At 60.8% G+C, this 17,585-nt stretch carries 15 protein-coding genes and 2 pseudogenes; 5 read left to right on the forward strand and 12 right to left on the reverse strand.

What is annotated here, in order from left to right; genetic code table 11:
- The first annotated feature begins 66 nt into the window (after positions 1 to 66).
- The 3 genes from LB566_RS26575 to LB566_RS26585 all read left to right on the forward strand — a co-directional run bounded on the left by LB566_RS26575 (position 67) and on the right by LB566_RS26585 (position 2,507).
- On the forward strand, positions 67 to 489 hold the full coding sequence (locus LB566_RS26575) for a cupin domain-containing protein (RefSeq protein ID WP_224628898.1): 423 nt from the start codon (positions 67 to 69) through the stop codon (positions 487 to 489).
- A gap of 224 nt (positions 490 to 713) precedes the next feature.
- A complete protein-coding gene (locus LB566_RS26580; RefSeq protein ID WP_224628847.1) occupies positions 714 to 1,772 on the forward strand; it encodes a GlxA family transcriptional regulator in 1,059 nt (352 codons plus the stop codon).
- A gap of 93 nt (positions 1,773 to 1,865) precedes the next feature.
- Entirely contained in the window at positions 1,866 to 2,507 is a 642-nt protein-coding gene (locus tag LB566_RS26585; protein ID WP_224628848.1) for an HD domain-containing protein, read from the forward strand.
- A gap of 275 nt (positions 2,508 to 2,782) precedes the next feature.
- Here LB566_RS26585 and LB566_RS26590 read toward each other — a convergent pair.
- The 12 genes and pseudogenes from LB566_RS26590 to LB566_RS26645 form a co-directional block, all read right to left on the reverse strand.
- Positions 2,783 to 2,960: pseudogene (locus tag LB566_RS26590) on the reverse strand (DUF779 domain-containing protein); the annotation flags it as partial.
- 508 nt (positions 2,961 to 3,468) lie between these two features.
- Positions 3,469 to 3,828 (reverse strand): annotated as a pseudogene (locus tag LB566_RS30600) (IS630 family transposase); the annotation flags it as partial.
- A 96-nt stretch (positions 3,829 to 3,924) separates the two neighbouring features.
- Positions 3,925 to 4,923 carry a sugar-binding transcriptional regulator gene (locus tag LB566_RS26600; RefSeq protein WP_224628851.1) on the reverse strand — a complete coding sequence of 333 codons (999 nt, stop codon included), beginning with the start codon at positions 4,921 to 4,923 and terminating at the stop codon, positions 3,925 to 3,927.
- A gap of 81 nt (positions 4,924 to 5,004) precedes the next feature.
- The gene (locus LB566_RS26605; RefSeq protein WP_224628853.1) at positions 5,005 to 6,060 is read right to left on the reverse strand and encodes a hypothetical protein; all 1,056 of its coding nucleotides are present in this window, start codon (positions 6,058 to 6,060) and stop codon (positions 5,005 to 5,007) included.
- Positions 6,061 to 7,143: an ABC transporter ATP-binding protein gene (locus tag LB566_RS26610; RefSeq protein WP_140554244.1), complete on the reverse strand. Its 1,083-nt coding sequence runs from the start codon at positions 7,141 to 7,143 to the stop codon at positions 6,061 to 6,063.
- A gap of 77 nt (positions 7,144 to 7,220) precedes the next feature.
- On the reverse strand, positions 7,221 to 8,546 hold the full coding sequence (locus tag LB566_RS26615) for an iron-containing alcohol dehydrogenase (RefSeq protein ID WP_224628855.1): 1,326 nt from the start codon (positions 8,544 to 8,546) through the stop codon (positions 7,221 to 7,223).
- Positions 8,539 to 10,068, reverse strand: coding sequence for a xylulokinase (locus tag LB566_RS26620; protein WP_224628857.1), 1,530 nt, complete (start codon positions 10,066 to 10,068; stop codon positions 8,539 to 8,541). Before LB566_RS26620 ends, LB566_RS26615 begins: the two co-directional genes overlap by 8 nt.
- A 67-nt stretch (positions 10,069 to 10,135) precedes the next feature.
- The gene (locus LB566_RS26625; protein ID WP_140554240.1) at positions 10,136 to 11,665 is read right to left on the reverse strand and encodes an ABC transporter substrate-binding protein; all 1,530 of its coding nucleotides are present in this window, start codon (positions 11,663 to 11,665) and stop codon (positions 10,136 to 10,138) included.
- Between the two features lie 47 nt (positions 11,666 to 11,712).
- Complete coding sequence (locus tag LB566_RS26630; RefSeq protein ID WP_140554239.1) at positions 11,713 to 12,612, reverse strand: carbohydrate ABC transporter permease; 900 nt, start codon at positions 12,610 to 12,612, stop codon at positions 11,713 to 11,715.
- Entirely contained in the window at positions 12,612 to 13,523 is a 912-nt protein-coding gene (locus LB566_RS26635; RefSeq protein ID WP_224628859.1) for a carbohydrate ABC transporter permease, read from the reverse strand. The genes LB566_RS26630 and LB566_RS26635 overlap by 1 nt, the downstream gene beginning before the upstream one ends.
- A 260-nt stretch (positions 13,524 to 13,783) precedes the next feature.
- A complete protein-coding gene (locus LB566_RS26640) occupies positions 13,784 to 14,830 on the reverse strand; it encodes an NAD(P)-dependent alcohol dehydrogenase (RefSeq protein ID WP_140554237.1) in 1,047 nt (348 codons plus the stop codon).
- A gap of 701 nt (positions 14,831 to 15,531) precedes the next feature.
- A complete protein-coding gene (locus LB566_RS26645; RefSeq protein WP_181172663.1) occupies positions 15,532 to 15,708 on the reverse strand; it encodes a hypothetical protein in 177 nt (58 codons plus the stop codon).
- A 787-nt stretch (positions 15,709 to 16,495) separates the two neighbouring features.
- Here LB566_RS26645 and LB566_RS26650 point away from each other — a divergent pair.
- A complete protein-coding gene (locus tag LB566_RS26650; protein ID WP_224628860.1) occupies positions 16,496 to 16,747 on the forward strand; it encodes a hypothetical protein in 252 nt (83 codons plus the stop codon).
- Between the two features lie 487 nt (positions 16,748 to 17,234).
- Positions 17,235 to 17,564 carry a hypothetical protein gene (locus tag LB566_RS26655; RefSeq protein ID WP_224628862.1) on the forward strand — a complete coding sequence of 110 codons (330 nt, stop codon included), beginning with the start codon at positions 17,235 to 17,237 and terminating at the stop codon, positions 17,562 to 17,564.
- Positions 17,565 to 17,585: the final 21 nt, after the last annotated feature.

Here is a 17,585-nt window from a genome sequence, read left to right on the forward strand (position 1 = left end):
AATAAGCTCAGCACTAGTGCACTGTCGGATCGCCCAGGTGTGAAGGTGGAAGTAATAAGGGGAGCAGTGCGAGCGGCCTCCGTTATGCTGGTTGCGGCAGCAATAGCTCTGCGCGTTTCGTCGGCCCCTGCGCAGGACCGGGAGCAAGTTAGCGTCGTCTTCCAGCATCCCCTCCCAAATGTCGAAGGAAAGAGAATAGTTGCGGTGAAGGTAGATTATCCTCCCGGGGGCAAATCGCTGGCTCATCACCATGCAGGGTCGGCATTTATCTACGCCTATGTGCTATCCGGGGCGATCCGCAGCCAGATCGGCGATGACCCCACAAAGGTCTATCGAGCGGGCGAAGGCTTCTACGAAATGCCCGGCTCGCATCACAGGATCAGCGAGAATGCGAGCGACAAGGACCCGGCCAGCTTGCTGGCATTCTTCATTGTCAATTCCAAGGACGATCCATTGACGACACCGGACAAGGCGCCGGGATCGCAATAGTGGTGCGACTAACTGCCCGTCGCCTCGACAATTTCTGGGAGCTGTAAGGGCCGCTCAGTTGGCGGTTGGGGGAGCAAACTCGATCAGTAGACATCGTGGCCCCGGAAACCGAGGTGATCAGTCCCGGATGGATGTTCGTTCTGTTGCTTCGAGACCGCGCCAGGCCTTTATCAGTGTCGGGACTAGCTACATAATAAGGCACTAGACTGGAGAGGTAGTAAGAGGTGCCGGTACAAGCGGTAGCGATCGTCGTCTATGAGGGGGTCCAAGCCCTGGACGTGGCGGGGCCGATGGATGTGTTCAGCGAGGCGAACACGTTTGTCGACAGTGCCGACCGCTACGAAACAGTATTGGTCGCTGCGCACCGCAACCCGTTGCGCGCCTCGAACGGCATTCAGATAATGGCGGACCGAACCTTCGACGAGGCGGCGGGAGGCTTCGACATCATTCTGGTGGCCGGCGCTCCGACGCCACCCGAAACGGAGCCAGAAGCGTGCCTGGTTCGGTGGGTCAAGGAGTTGCCCTGGCGCTCGAGCGTTTATGGATCGATCTGCACCGGGGCTTTTGTCCTTGGCTATGCGGGTCTGTTGGATGATCGGCGTGTCACGACCCATTGGCAGGATGCACAAGCGCTGGCAGCCAGGTTCCCGAAAGCAAAAGTCGAACCGGATTTGATCTATGTCCGCGATGGACGGCTGATCACCGCGGCTGGTGTGACTGCGGGGATAGATTTGGGCTTAGCGCTTGTCGGGCAGCGGCACGGTGCGGAAACCGCGCTCAAGATCGCCAAGCGGCTGATTGTGGTTGCCCAACGTCAGGGCGGACAGTCGCAGTTCAGTCCCTATCTCACAGCACCCGCCGATCCGGGGGCGCCGATCGCACGCGTCCAAGACCATGTCATGGCAAACATCAGGGATCGTCACACGCTGGAGTCGCTTGCTGCTGCCGTCGGCATGAGCCCCCGGAATTTGGCGCGACATTTCGTGCAGGCAGCCGGGATTACACCGCACGAGTTCACCGAGCGCGCCCGCGTCGACGCGGCGCGCATGATGCTGGAAGGAAGCGACCGGCCGCTGAAGGCCGTCGCTTTCGATTGCGGGTTCGGGTCGGTGGACCGCATGAGGATCGTCTTCAGTACTCGTCTTGGGGTCACCCCTATCCAATATCGCGCCAGCTTCCGGCGGTCTGACCAGATCCCGGAATCATCCGACGAGAAATCATTGCGCTCCGGCCGCGAAGGCTCAGACTGGCATTTGTCAGGAAACGACGCACGGCTGTCCTGATCCGCAGGATACTGTTCATTGTCCGACGCAGGGCTCAGTTGCGTAATACCGCCGAGCCCGACCTGCCCGTTACCCCACCAAGGAGAGCGTTCCGTGACTGAGATCATCGCCGGCATCCGTCTGCCTGACAGCGCTATCGCGCGGGCCGCCACGCAGCTCGTGCGCGATACGGAAGACGACCTACTCTACAACCATAGTCGCCGCGTCTTCTTCTGGGGCGCGCTCACTGGCGAGCGCCGCGGCCTGAAGTATGATCCGGAGCTACTTTACCTAGGCGCCATGTTCCACGACATGGGACTGATGGAGAAATTTGCGAGCCCTGATCTGCGCTTCGAGGTGGACGGCGCCAATGCCGCACGCGAGTTCATGAAGAGCTACGGCGTGCCGGAGCGTGACGTTGAGGACGTCTGGACTGCAATCGCGCTCCACACCACGCCCGGCATCCCCGAGCATATGCGTCCCACCATCGCGCTGGTTACCGCCGGTGTGGAAATGGACGTGCTTGGCATCGCCTACCACGACTTCACGCATGAACAGCGCGACCATGTCTGCGTCCATCACCCGCGCGAGACAAACTTCAAGGAAAACATCATAGATCACTTCGCCAATGGCATTATCAAGAAACCGCACACCACGTTCGGGAACGTGAAAGCGGACGTGCTGGCGCTGAAGGACATGGACTACGTCCGCCAGAATTTCTGCTCGATCATCCTCGGCTCAGCTTGGCCGAACTGACGCCTCACGGGAAATAGGCCACCATCAACGTTGTTCCGGCACTGCCAACGGCGGCCGCGGTTGAGGTTGGATGGGTGCTTACCGCTGCATATTTATGACCAAACCGGTCCGTCAGCGGCTTCATCCGGATCTTTAAAATCGGCGAGGAGCGACAGCTGGACTGCCGCATGCTGGATCCTCCCTGACCTGTGAGGATGCCTAGAAGGCTAGGCGGACGTGCCCGTGCGCTGCAGCTCGACGACGGTCCTGCCTTGGCGCCGCTGCGCTTCCGAACACACCGCCGTGTCGCCGATTTCGCGCAGCCTGACATCATCTTCGCCGATGATGAAATCGCCACACGGATAGCACATCCGCGAAGACCCGTCGCAGCAGCCAGCCGGACTGGTGGAACAGCACCGGGCGGTGATCGGCGATGATCTCGAGCGCCTCGACCGCAGGAGCCAGCCCGCGCAACGTACACCGACAGCATGCGTTCTATTGAATGGCCGCGCAGTCGCCGATCTGAGGATCAGCTTCATGCGCAGACAAGTCGGAGGCGATTGGGATGAATAGGTTCAAAGAAGCCCTTGAGCGCGGCAAGACAGCCCCCCGCGAGCAAGAGGAGGATGGGAATGCTTCCATGGCGGACTTTGGCACCCAAGCCAGGCTAAACGATGTCGTGGTTGCGTCGTTGGAAGCGGCCAGGGCAGAGGTGGCGGGCGAGATGACCATCGACATAGATACCGCACCGCGCCGCCGGGGCCGAGTGTTAATGCCCTCTGTTCGGTTCCGACTCTACGAAAGCCAGGATTGAAAAAGACAGCCAAAAGGGCATTCACGGTCAACGTCCAGCTAAGTGGCGAGGTGTCGGTTTCCTCACCTGGTATGGTAGCCGGGGCTGTTGGAAACATCGGGGATAGGTCTCCGGAGAGGTTCCGCAATTTGGTCGTCAGGCTGATCGAGAACGTCGCTAAGGGCGTGTGACGCCGCCGTTCATGGCGCCATCATAGTCGAACTGCGCGGTCATGCCGGTCAGCCGCAGCGCCCTGATGAAAGTGGTGGTCTTCCAGGGGCCATGGTACAGGCCGGCCCGACAGCGCTCGCCGCGTGGAGCGCGCCCCAGCAGCCCCATCTTGATTGACAGGCCGCGTCAGCGGAGGCGAACCGGACGGGATAGAGTTCGGGCTAACCATGGGCCGAGGCGGCGTCGCTTCGGGGTGTCTGGCCGGTCCTGCTCCAAACCATGTTTGAACGTGCAGCCGCGACTGCCCAGCGACGCGCTTAGTCTATCAACGCGTAGCGACCGAGATGTACCGAAACGTTTGTCGACCGAAACGAGTTGGCTTGCCCGACGCACGATGCAGTCGGCATCGCAACTTTGCGCATGACTACCTCGTCGCTTCTTATCCTCGAGGGCGCAGCTGCTGGCAGATTTGCGCTATGGCTTTTCTGCAAGGATTGCCTCAGCGGTTTGCTCGTCGGTGATCAAAACATCGACGACACCGAGACGCAGCACGGCGCGCAACACCGGGACCTTGTCGAGGCCACCGGAGGGCAGGATCACGGTTTCGATGTCGCGCAGGTTTTGCGGGGCGAGGCCGATCACACGATGGTTGAGCGGGTGATCGACGAGCTGCCCATCGGCATCGATCCAATGGCCGCAGATATCGCCGACGGCGCCTGCTGCGTGCAGCGATATGAGATCGTCCTCGCCTATCAGTCCGATCCGAAAGATGGTGGCGTCCTTGTGCACCGCGCCAACCGAAACAAAAGCGGCGTCGACGTCGCGCGCATGGGTAAAGGCATCTTCCAGGATAGACTGGCGCATCAGCAGATCGCGCGTGGCCTCGGTATCGGTGAACACCGGTGCCGCGATGTAGAAACATTCCGCCTCGAAAAGCGCGGCGAGCCGGGAGGCCATCTCATAGATATTGATCGCCGACCCGCGCGTGAGGCCGCCGAGCAAGGAAACGACGGACATCCCCTTGACCGGACGTACGGTCACCGACCGTAGGCTGAGTTGGAGCGTCCGACCCCACCCCACGCCCACCGATATCCCATCGCAGATCCTGAGCGACAGGGCTTGCCCGGCGGCGGCTGCGATGACTTGTGGTAGCAGAGCAGGATCGGGCGGTGTCGGAACCACGATCGGATCCGAGACGCCGTAGCTGTGACGCAACCGGTTCTCCAGCTCGATGCAGTTCGCCACCTTCGAATTGATGCGGATCTGAACGATCCCCCGCTCGCGGGCCTGCGCCAGCATCCGGTTGACGCGAAGGCGGGTTAGGCCAAGAGACTTGGCGATTTGCGCTTGCGTGAGGTCTGCGACATAAGCCAGCCAGGCGGCGCGGACGAGGAGCCCTTCCTCGCGATCGGTTGAAACGGAGTTGGATACGGCCTGGCGGCCGTCGCGTTTTTTTCGTGGTGGTTTCTCCATCACAACATTCTGTCCACTGCGCGGGCTACGAACGGCTCGGCGGCGCCGTGTCCGAATCGATATGACTTTCTGGCATCGCTCTTAGCATCGGTGATAGCGATCGAAGGACAAGGCCAGCGGAGCATCATGGCAAATCGCGTCGATGATGGCAGCCGTGAGCGGCAGGCGATCGCCCGGAAGCGCACCCTGTGCCATCATTTTCTCCAACGTTTGGCCAAGATCCAGCGCCAGTTGCGCCCCCTCGACCGTGTCTGAACTCATATGGTCATGCTTGGCTACGGAATAGGGCAGGCCGCGGCCAAGCAAGCGTCCCATCCGGCCGTTGCGGCCCGCTTGGCAGGTCACATAAAGATCACCGGAGCCCGCCAATCCCTGCACTGTTTCGATTCTTCCGCCCAGCGCTTCGACCAAAATGCCCATCTCGGCGAGCGATTGCGAAAAAAGCGACGAGGCAAGATTGTGCATGAGGGCACCATTTGGCGCCTTGTCGTCGTGCTCCAGCAGCCCGACCGGAGCGCCAACGGCAAGCGTGTAGAAATTCTTGAAAGCGGCGCAGATCTCGACACCGATGAGATCGGATGACGCTCGCACGTGATAGAAAGGAGCTCGCAGCATGTGAGACGCCTTGGCGATCTGGTCGGGGTCGTGCCCGGCCACAATCACTGAGGTATCACGCTGTGCCGCCAGTTCGCCCGCAATGCACGGTCCGCCAACAGCCATTACGGGGATCGTCAGGGCGGTGCGTCGTTCAATTTCGCGAGCAAGCTGATGTGGCAGGATTTCAATGCCTGCCTCGCTCGCGGCGAGGCCTTTTGTAATCATCAGTATTGGCACAGGCGACTTGATGCTTTCCGCAATGCGGTCGATCGCCCAGGGAACGCCGGCCGACGAGACGCCGAGTACAAGCAGATCGGGTTGCTCATTTATCGCTGCCCCGAATTCCCTCCAGGAACAGGCTGTTACGGCGCCAGGTAGAGTGATGTTGAGGCGCGGATGACGACCTGTACCCGTCACGGAGCCAATGATCTCCTCATCGAGATGGGTGCCAACGAGAGTGATGCGGTTACCTGCGTGAGCAGCCGGAAAAGTCATGGCAGAGCCCATGACGCCGGCGCCGAGGATAACGATTCGTGCCATTCAATTTCTCTCGTTGTCCAGCCGTTTGCCGGTGTCTTGGTCGAATAGGTGGATTCGGTCAGGGGTGGGCTCCAAATGGATCACCGCTCCGGGAGAGAGTTCCATGCGGTCATGCAGCACCGAGCAGATCGCGATGTCGCCCATGCTTGCAAAGATATGGATCTCGGGGCCAGTCGGCTCCACGACTTTGACTGTCGTTGCGATGCCGCTTCCGTTTGCTACCGGTCGAAGATGTTCGGGGCGAATGCCATAGATCACCTTTTGCCCGGGGTGGACCGCAGCCTTCGGGGGCAGCGGGAGGGACAGCTTGTCGGATCGCACCACCCAGGCGTCGCGCTCAGGTGCCACCTCGCCATGGAACAAGTTCATTGCAGGCGAGCCGATGAAGGAGGCGACAAAGAGGTTTGCCGGGTGATCGTAGACATCGAGCGGCCGGCCCATCTGCTCGATGTAGCCGTCGCGCATGATGACGATGATATCGGCCATGGTCATAGCCTCGATCTGGTCGTGCGTGACATACACGGTGGTGGTCTTCAGGCGCTGATGGAGTTCCTTGATTTCAGTCCGCATCTGCACGCGCAGTTTGGCGTCGAGGTTGGATAGCGGCTCGTCAAACAGGAATACGGTTGGATCTCGCACGATGGCTCGGCCCATGGCAACGCGCTGCCGCTGGCCGCCCGAGAGCTGGCGGGGATACCGTTCGAGGTAGGGAGTGAGGTTGAGGATCGAGGCTGCCCATCCCACCTTCTGTTTGATCTCTTCCTTGGACCGTTTCTTCAACTGCATGGAGAAGGCCATATTGTCGAAGACCGTCATATGCGCGTAAAGCGCGTAATTCTGGAAGACCATTGCGATGTTTCGATCCTTGGGATGAAGAGTGTTGACGACCTTGTCGCCTATGGCGATCCCACCGGACGTGATTGGCTCAAGACCGGCTATCATGCGCAACAGAGTGGACTTGCCGCAGCCGGACGGTCCCAACAAGACGACAAACTGGCCATCTTCGATCGAAAGATCGAGCCCATGGATGACCTCGATGGCGCCATACTCTTTCCTGATGTTGTTGATGGTGACGGACGCCATAGATGCGATTCCTTCGATTGCCCTTGCCCTTGGCTATCACTTCGCCGTGCGAGACACCGGTAACGATCCAATGCGGTTCACCATTCGCCCTCCAGGAACTCTTCTAGGAGTCCCGCATCGGCGGCCAGATTGACAAAGGACCAGCGACCGCGGATTTCTCGCGAGTAGCGGATGGCGTCGTGCCAAAGCTGTCGCGGCAGGCCTAATTCTGCGCCGGTGAGCGGTCCTCCGGCAGCCTTGAGCGCCGCCTCCATGCGGGCAACCGGTATCGCCATCGGCCGAAGCTCGCGGCGCAGAGCCGGCCAGATTTCCCCAAGTTTGCGATTGAAGGCTTCCGTCTGGCTGCGATCGAGTGCTGTCTTCTTCATCTCGGCAATGCAAAGTGGCCCCAGTTGCGCCCCATAGCGGGCCAGCATAGCGGCCTCATCGACAACGGTCGGCCTTGCGAGTGGCGGCTCTTGCCTGTCCATCAGCCAGGCTTGCAGACGCGCCATGACCAGCGAGGCAACGCCAACCTGCTGACCATGAGTGGTGCCGGGATGATGCTCTCGCGCGAACATGTCGATCCAATGGGAGATTTGGTGCTCTCCCATGGAGCCGGGATGGGAAACGCCGGCGAAGCAGACGCCCATCGAGCATAGCGTCAAGACGCGATGGAGGTGCCCGACCGCGGTGATGTCATGGCTGGCAAGGCCAGACGCATGCGCCAGCATGGGTTCCTCATCGCCCGCCTGCAGTAGGTAGGGCACGTCGGAATAGTAGGTGCCGAACAGCCGATGCGAGGCCCACCAATCAATCTGGGCGGTGGAACGGCAAAGGCTGTCGCCAAGTCCGGCCGCACTGAGCCAGGTCGGCGCCGCGGCTGAAATGCCAAGGTCCAGGAAGATGCCGCGCGGAGCATGCGAGGGCAGTGAGATTTTGAGCCCTGACGCCAAGGTCACCGACGCTGTCGAGGCGCCATAGCCATTCATCGACGCTGCCGTGCCGAAGACGGCATAAGGCCGGTCGTCAAGGAAGGTCGCTTGTTTGCAGCTGTCGTTGAGGACCCCGGATCCCACGGCCACGACACCGTCGGCGGGCCCCGTTCTGTCCCGGATCATCTGGATCGTGGCCTCGTCGCAGTCGAGATCTTGAGGCAACACGATTTCGTCGACATGGGCGATGGAACGCAGCGCCTTCGCGACGCGCCGGCCCATCACTTCGACGGTATTGGCGTCGGATACGACAGCGATGCGGCTGCCCAGCGTCAGAGGAGCAACGAGATCCGCCTCGCGGCCCTCCGACGTCGCCAGCAATTGGATCGTTTGGAACGGCAGGTCAGCGGCCGCGCCTGTGTTGGGGTCCTTCCAGCGTCCTGCGACAACATCCTCGATCAGGGCGTTCCAGTTGACCATTTCAGGCATGGTCAGCCTCCGCGAAAGCCGCGAGTCGCTGGTTCCAAGTGGAAAGCGCTGGCCAAAGATCGGTATGAATCGCAAGAAGTTCGGCATAGCGGCTGGCACGGCCGGCATCGGGTTCGAAGGACTTGGCGGGTTCGGCGGCCATCGTGAGCGACGCTTCTGCGATCGTGGAAAACCAGCCCACCCCCTTTGCCGCAGCCATTGCCGCGCCGAGCGAGGAGGCTTCCACGGTCGTGGACCGTTTTATGGGACGGTTGAGTGCATCCGCCAGAATCTGCATCCACAGGTCGGACTTCGCTCCTCCGCCGATCGCTATGAAACGGTCGATGTTCTGACCAGCCGCGGAAGCGGCCCGCTGGCTTGTCGCGGCTTGGTGCAGCGCTATTCCTTCCAGCACGGCGCGATAGAGATCGCCGCGACGGCTCGAGCCGGAAAGCCCGGCTATTACACCGCGGGCCGCACTGTCCCAGTGCGGATCCATGACGCCCTGCCAATAGGGCAGGAGCATTATGCCGCCTGCGCCGATCGGGCTGGCGGCGGCTTCGGCCTCGAGCGTCTCCAGGGCGCCGCTGGACCCATGTAGATCGACACCAAGCATTTCGCGCGTCATCCAATCGACGAGAAAAGTGCCGGCGCGAAGGCACGTTTCGTAAATATATCCAGCGTCGGCGACCGCCGTTTCGGTGCGAAAGGCCGGGTCATGGACGTAGTCGAGGCCGAAGCTGCCGGACACGACTGCCGTGCCCAGGTTTATGTAGGCGCATCCCGCTTGCAACACCCCAGCGCCCGTGCCGGCACATTGACCGTCGCCGCCGCCAGCGACGATCGGCGTGCCCTCCCGCAAGCCCGTCAGCATGGCGGCTTGCGACGTCACTCGGCCCAAGACGGTGCCGGGCCGCGCCAGGTCCAGCATCATACGTCGCGCGACCCCGGCCGCGTCCAGTATGTCCTCCGACCAGTCCATGGCTCGCATGTCGAGCACACCCATCGGGTCTGCGGAGGCGGTCGACGTTACCCACCGGCCGCTCAAGCGAAAGACCAGGTAGCCGTGCACTTCGGCCATTCGCTCCACGCGCGCAAAGGTCTGGGGCTGCTCCTGGCGAAACCAGATCATGCGATAGAGACAAGGGATGACGTCCAGCGGCTTGCCGGATATTGCGTGGATGCGTGCCGCGCCGAAGGACGCGCCGAAGCGGTGCGCCTTCTGGCGGGCGCGCTCATCGAGCCACAGCGTCGCAGGCCCGATCGCCTCACCCTGCTCGTCGAAAAGGCCGAAGCTTTCGCGCTGGTTGGAAATGGCAAGGCCCGCAATGCGTCCGGGCGAAACTGTTGCCGTCACGGTGCGGAGCGCTGTCACCGTCGAGGCCCACCACTCAGCCGGATCCTGTTCGAAATAGCCCGAACGAGGGTTGGACATTGCAATCGACGCACGACCCTCCGCCACGGCGCGACCGTTGCGGTCCCAGGCAATCGCCTTGGTTGCCGAGGTCGAGGAATCAATGCCGATAACGAGATCCGGAACCATTGCCGCCACATTGCCAAAGGGCGAGGGCGGCCGAAACCGCCATCGCCGAACTCACCGGAGTATCCCGCTAAAGGCCGGCATCCTTGACTTTGCCGTCGACGATACCGGCAATGACATCCAGGCATGCCTTGGCGTTGCCGCCATAGTCTTGGCCCGTCAGCAGCTTGCCGAGTTCAACCGGGATGTCATTGTTCGACAAATCAGCCCAAATCGGCATGTCGGGCTCCGACCCCATCTGGTTGTCGATGGTGTATTTGATCGCGTCGAAATGGCGTGTCGTTCCGGGTCCAACAACGGCTTTCTCCTTGACCCGAGGATCGGTGAAGGAGGAATTGCGCATCGGCGAGGCGCCGCCGCCGAGCGTCGAGACCCGCGCCATTACGTCCTTCGAGCAGACCCACTGCATGAACAGCCATGCCGCTTCCTTGTTCTTGGAATATTGCGACAACGAGATCGTCGAGCCACCTTGGTGGCCGACGGCCGGAATTTCGTTGAAGCCGCAATCGGCGGCGGCGCGACGGCCAGGAACCTCCTTGGGCGCGGGCAAGGCCTCGAACAGGCCTTTGACCTTGGAATCGTTGGCATCGAAGCCGGGGAAATCCTCGCCCCAGGTGATTGCCATGGCCGCCTGGCCCTGTGTCAGGGCCTGCCCCTGACCGTCCCAGGTCCATGTCGTCGCGGAGGGCGGCGAGTTCTTGACCAGCTCCTGGTAGAATTGTAGCCCGGCCACACCACGCTCGTCATTCCCGACAAACTTCTTGTCCTTGTTGAAGATCGAACCCCCATGCCCCCAGAGTGCGAACGTCCAGTCGCATTCGAGCGAATAATGGCCGGACTTGGCCTGGCACGCGGTGCCAAAGATGCCATTGGCCTTTTCTGCCTCCGTGAGCGCCTGCACCGCCTTGAGGTACGCGTCGAGGTCTGTCGGGAGCGCGATATTGTGTTTGTCGAAAAGATCCTTCCGGTACATCAGGATGAAGATCGGAATATCGAACGGAATTCCGCACTGCTTGCCGTTGTACATGGCGATGCCATCGACAAGCGGCTTGGAGAAATCGTCCCAATCGAAGTTTGGCATCGCCAGTTCTTTGTTCTGGCCATAATATTCGCGCGGATCGATGACATCCTGAGCAAACGTCGCCATCCAGGACTGGTCGAGATAGTAGACATCATATGTGCCCAGCTGGCCCTGTACGTCCTGCGTAGCCTTGGCGAGAACCTGCTCCAACGGCACGATCTCGACCTCGACCTCAATGCCGGTTGCCTTGGTGAACTCACCCGCCACGAGCTGGTTAGCCACGATCGTTGGCGGCGTCGCTTCCGAAGTGTAGCGGATTTTCGTGCCGGCATATGGTTTGCCGACATCGGCCAGCCACTTCAACATATCTGTGTCCTGGGCGCGGGCGTCTTCGATGCCCAGGCCCAGCCCCCCGCGATGTGAGCGGCCACCACCCAACATGGCCGATCCGAAGGCGGAAAAGCCAACGCCAGCCAGCGCCATCTTCTTCATGAAGTCGCGTTTGCTTATTCGGCGCGCCGTAAAGTCGTTGCAGGTATCGGCGACGAATGTCTTCTTGTCGTGATCTCTGAAGCTCATGATCGTTCCTCCGTTGCGATTTTGTCGTCGTTGTTCTCGTCGGGGCCTCACTCTTTCAGCGATCCGAGCGTGAGGCCCCGGACCAGATGCCGTTGAACCAGCAGGATAAAGATGAAGCTGGGAATGATCGCGGAGGTACCGAGTGCTGTGATGTAGCCCCACTCGGTCGCGGTCGAGGTGACAAAAGTCGAGATCTTCACCGGCACGGTGCGGATCGACGTTGTCAGGAACAGTGAGAGCAGGAACTCGGTCCAGGAAAAGATGAAACACAGCACAGCTGTCGCGGCGATGCCGCCTTTCACCATGGGTAGGACCACACGTCGAAAAGTCTGCCAGCGCGTCGCCCCGTCAATCAGCGCCGCCTCGTCGACCTCGCGCGGGACATCGTCGAAGAACGACTTCAAAAGCAGAACCGCCAGCGGCAGATTGATCAAACTGTGGACGAGGATGAGCCCTGTATAGGTGTCGCGCAAGCCGAGATCCCGAAACATGAAAACGACCGGTATGACGATGGCGATTGGCGGCATGAAGCGCTGCGAGAGAATCCAAAAAAGGAAAGACTGCTGGCCGCTGAACTGCATTCGTGACAGGCAATATGCAGCCAGTGTCGCCAGCAACAGCGTCAGCGCCGTCGACCCAACGGCTATGATCGCGCTGTCGAGAAGCGACTGGCGTGAATCGTAGGAACTGGCGCCGCCCTTGATCACCCCCGCCGCCTCGCCGCCCTGTTCCATGCCTATGTCGACGCGCGAGACGCCAAGCAGGGTCACGCGGTAATTGTCCGGCGTCGGTGTGAAGCCCGTGTAGACCGGTCCGCTGCGGTCGAAGATCGCGGAGTAGGGTTTGATAGAAGACAGGGCCCACCAGGCGATCGGAAACATGAAGATCGCCACTACCAGCACGGCGAGCACGTCTCTGGTGATCATCTTGGCGCGGGACGGTTCCATCAGAACCTCACCTTGAAAAGCCTGACGAAGAGGTTCGACACGCCGATCAGAACGACGAGGACGATCAGCGACAGGGTCGCGGCGTAAGGGAAGTCTCCTGTGAAGTAGATACGGCCAGCATAGAACGAAAGCGTTTCGGTAGCGGTGCCTGGCCCGCCGGCCGTGATGATGTAGACGTAGTCGTAGATGCGAAAGAGATCGACGCCGCGGATCAGTACGGCGACCGCAATCACCTTGCGCAGCATCGGCAATGTAAGCCGCAAGAATGTCTGGATGCCGTTGGCGCCGTCGATCGCTGCCGCTTCGAAAGGTTCTTTCGGCAGCGCGCGCAGGCCTGCCAGGATGATGAGCACCATGAACGGCGTCCATTGCCATATGTCTGCCAGCAGGATCGCCAGCAAGGCGGTAACCGGCTGCGTCAGGATCGGCTGCGCCGGCGAGATCAGGTTGAGAGCGTAGAGGTAGAACGACAGGACGCCGAAAGAGCCGTCCTGCATCAGCAAGAACATCATTCCAGTCACGGCCGGCGGCACGACGAGCGGCAGCGTCATCAGCGCCCGCAGGATCCCATAGCCCTTGCGATCGGTATCAAGTAGCAGCGCAATGAGAATGCCGAGTGCAAGCTGAACGGCCAGTGCGACAAAGGTGTAGATCAGCGTCGTTTCCAGCGAGTGCCACATACGCGTATCCGAGAACGCTCGCGCCCACTGGTGCACTCCGGCGAAATCAAGCTGCCTAGAGACGACATTGCGTTTGTGAAACGACAGCCAGACCGAATAGGCGAGAGGATAGATGCCGAAAACCAGAAGCATCACGGTGATCGGCGCGAGCCAGGGAAAAGGATGCTCGGCCGTCATAAACCGGGGCAGGGCCCATGTGGACCTCGCGCGCGCGAAGGTCGCGGTGGTCACGCGCAAGTCTCCGCTTGGTGACAGAGATGCATTGGCCTTCTCCTATCGGCCAGGTCGTGCAACGTTGAACTTTTGTAAGTTTGTTGTGCCTTTTGTTAAGGCAGCGTGTGGGACAGGCGCCGACTTGTCAAGTCCGATCGGTGTCCACGGGGCGCTGCCGTCGCGCGGCGTCCGTCACGTCCGGAGGTGGATTGTCTTCTGGAACACGACGCACCAGCTAACCGGCTGCATCAGGCAAGCCTGTTTGCCCGGGCCTTGTCTTAATCCGGCAGTCTAATCTGCAGCTTCACGTCCGCCGGCCGGCCTTCGACCGCTCGGTCGAACGCCGCGATGGAGTCTTCGAAGGGGAAGGTCGCCGAAATCAGTGGCTTGAGGTCGACCCGTCCCGATCCCATCAGCGCGATCGCCCGGTCATATTGGTGGGCATAGCGAAAGACCATCTCGATCCGGATTTCCTTCGTCGAGGCCGTGGCGATGTCGAATGCCACCGGCGCCACCGGCAGGCCGACCACCACCACGGCGCCGCCGGGTCGCGGCAGATCGAGCAACGTCTCCCATGCTTTGGACGAGCCGGAGCATTCGAAGATGACATCGGCGCCCCAGCCGTCGGTCAGGCGCTTCACCTCCGCCGCCAGGTTCTTGTCGCGGATGTTGACCGGGACCACACCCTGGAAGCTTGCGGCGATGTCGAGCTTGGGTTGAGCGAGGTCTGCGACGATTGCCCGTGCACAGCCGCCGGCAAGAGCGGCGATCGCCACCATCGTGCCGATCGGCCCTGCGCCAATCACCACCGCCGTGTCACCCGGCACGATCTTCGCCTTGGCCGCAGCCTGCATGCCGACCGCGAAAGGCTCGACCATGGCTCCTTCGGCGAAGCTGACATTGTCGGGCAATTTGAAGGTGTAGTTGGCGGGGTGAACGACGTGGGCTGTCAATACGCCATGGATGGGCGGCGTCGCCCAGAACCTGACCGCCGGGTCGATGTTGTAGAGGCCGAGCCGGCTCGCTCGCGAATTGGGGTCGGGGATGCCCGGTTCCATGCACACGCGGTCACCGACCTTCAGATGCTCGACGCCTTCGCCTGTTTCCACAATGGTGCCAGCGGCCTCGTGGCCCAAGACCATCGGCGCTTCGACCACGAATGGGCCGATGCGCCCATGGGTGTAGTAGTGCACATCGGAGCCACAGACACCCACCGTGTGGATCTTGATACGAACCTCGCCCGGGCCGACTGTCTGCGGCAGATCGACATCACGCAATTTGAGTTGGTGCTGACGTTCAAGGACAAGGGCGCGAACTTTCGTCATCGCCGTAACCTCCTGTAGAGCAAATTGCCGCTCTCGCTACACGACCGCCTGCCATCCTCGTCGAACAGCGAACCATTGGGTGGTTGGACATGGACCGCCGTTGACAATCTATCGGATTCTGCTGGTCCGCGTCGATATGAACGAGCATCGAATGCATCCAACTGTTCAGCGGGCACCCTGGCGGTCCTCTTCATGGGGCGGGAACATATGCGCGCAGTCAGGGTTCTTACCCTGGGCCGTGTCACCCGATGCGGCCTCGCCTCCTATCAGTTGCCCCGCGGGCTTCGGCTGGCGGGGCTTTTTGCATCGGCGAATATCCCCGAGCATTAAGGTTTTGACGCCGACTGCTTGGCGTGGCGGTTTCTCCCGACCACCGTCCGCTGGCTCCGGCTGCCCGGCCTTTTGGACCCAGTGTCGCTGTCGCTGACAACAGCGACCTACGCAGGCCAGCCGGAAGCGTTTCGACGAGATCCGGTTGCCGCAGGTCATAACGGCGCTGCGAGCCTACTTGCTCAACAGGAGCCGCCGACCGAGCCGACTGCGCCAGCCGAAACCTTGGCGATCCATTCTGCCGGAGGATCAACTGAGGCCTGTTCCAACGATCATGAAGTTAATGGCGAGCGCGAAGATCGGTCCGAGCATCAAGAGTGCTGAGCCGACGATATGCTATATGCCGGCTGGGAAGTGTCTCAGTTTGAAATTTATGAGCCGCCTTTTCCAACCTTCTTCAAGGCACGGGCATGGAAAAGAAGCGAAGAAGAGTTAAGCCCCAGCAGTTGCACCAACTCTAGCGCCTGCTCCGCCGATATCCCGGTTTCAACCGCCAAGCCTTTTGCGACCTGCGCTTGCTTGCTTGGATTGGGATTGGTGTCCGACAACGTGCTCGCTCCCGTCTAGGCGGGAGCGCAATGCGGTCTCTCAGCCGGGTGCGCCTTTTGCCAGTTTGCACCCGATGTCATCCAAGCTAGAGCAAAGAATCCGATTGGGCAACGCCCTTAGCGGCAATCTCAGTTACGCAGGATCTCGGGCACGCTGGCGGCCCAAGGTGCAGAATGCGTTCATACTTACCGTTCCGGCGCCAGACGCCGCGAGCGCGCCCCTTCTCCCTGTCTCGTTTCGGATCGAACATGATGCCGCCGAATTGGTCAAGGAACGTGCTGGCGGCGGCCAGGTCAGCGAAGCAATGCAGCCGCCATTCTTCGTACTTGCCGTCGGGCCATGTCGCCTGCACTTTGCGAGTTAGGTACCGGATGCCCTGCGCCTTACAGAACTCCGTGATCCGCGTGAGATTTCGGTCAACGCACAGGTCGTCAGGCAATGCGACCTGGTGTGGCCAATCGCGATCGATGACAGACAGGGCAGGGGTGGCCCTGCTGCGCTTTGGCATCAGTGCGATGTCGGCTTTTCGGTTGCCGCCTCAAGAGCATTGATGGCGAGCCTTGCATGCCACTGCCACCGGGTTGCCTTCGCAGGAGAGGTCTGCAATAAATTGCCTCTGCGCCAGCTTCCTGGTTTTGCTTGCGAAGCTGTAGAAGGCCAGGAACGACACGACGAATATCCTGGGCGCGACGTCTCAGGATCGTGGCTCACTCCCCCGTGGGTTCCAACGTTCGGCCTCGCAGCGCATCGCTGCCCCGCGCCGGACCCATCCGCGGGAGTTTTGGCGTGCCGAAAATTCACTCCACCCAGTCTGGTATCGGCTATGGTAAATTGACGCTGTGGGAATTAGCGGATCCGGCGGCGACGGTACAGGCAGCGATTGAGCTTTATGGTTCGGATGCCGCAACCGCTGCGGCATGGTGTGCATTGACCGCGAATTTCGACGGGCGCGAAGACGACTACCGCTTCTGGTGCGCGGTTTTCTCGAAACTGGGCAAAAAACTGCAGGCTAAGGCACTCAGCCTTACGCCGCTCTGAGGATGAACATTTGCCACTGCAACCGATTCGAACCATTGGAACAAATCGTTCCGGGACTTGCGTTGGGCACGGCAAAGCCATCGGCAAAAGAGCTCGAGCTCTTCAATGTACGAACAATATATTTTAGCCCCGTAACATCATTTCATTTAACTTTAGTACGGCTCCCGGAGGCGATTGGGTTATTCTTCCTTGCACACCCGTTTCGAGGAGAAGCTGTTTCTCAGATGGACCCAAAAACGATCTCCGCGGCACGCGAAGATACCCCTCCCGGGAGCGTCGTTTATCGGGATCTTGACCTTGTGAAGCCCACTTCTTTCGATCCTGGAAGAGTGACTGGACAAAGGCTCACTGGAACCGTCGGGTGGCAACTGGCCAAAGACGTTGATGGGGCGCTGCGCGCCGGTCCAAACGCTCGAACATATTAATGACGGCGCGCCGGGACGATAGCGGCTGCCACCGCGCCAGACCTGCAAATTCGCCCACCGCCATGGCGCGCAGCATCGATCGGCATCGGCGCCTTCTTGCCGCGGTCGACAAATTCTCCTGTAACCGGAGCGCCAATCGCTGGGCCGCGCGATGGGTTGCTTTCAGGTTGGGCCTGGCTGTAAGCCGTCTTCTCGAGCGAGCGGCGCGGCGGCGATTGATCGAGCTTGAGGCCGTTGACGGCTGTGATGCCAACCAGAAGGTTCTCTACCTAGTCGCCGCAACCCTGGCGCGGAAGACGGAGTTGCTGCCTGCGGACGTCGCGGAGGTCGAGGCCAGTGTCGAGGCGTTCCGGCCCGATATTGCTGCTTTTCTGCGGAAACATCACACCTGAGTTCCGAAGTAATTCATGGGA

The organism is Mesorhizobium sp. CA13 (genome assembly GCF_020165235.1).
Lineage (GTDB): Bacteria > Pseudomonadota > Alphaproteobacteria > Rhizobiales > Rhizobiaceae > Mesorhizobium.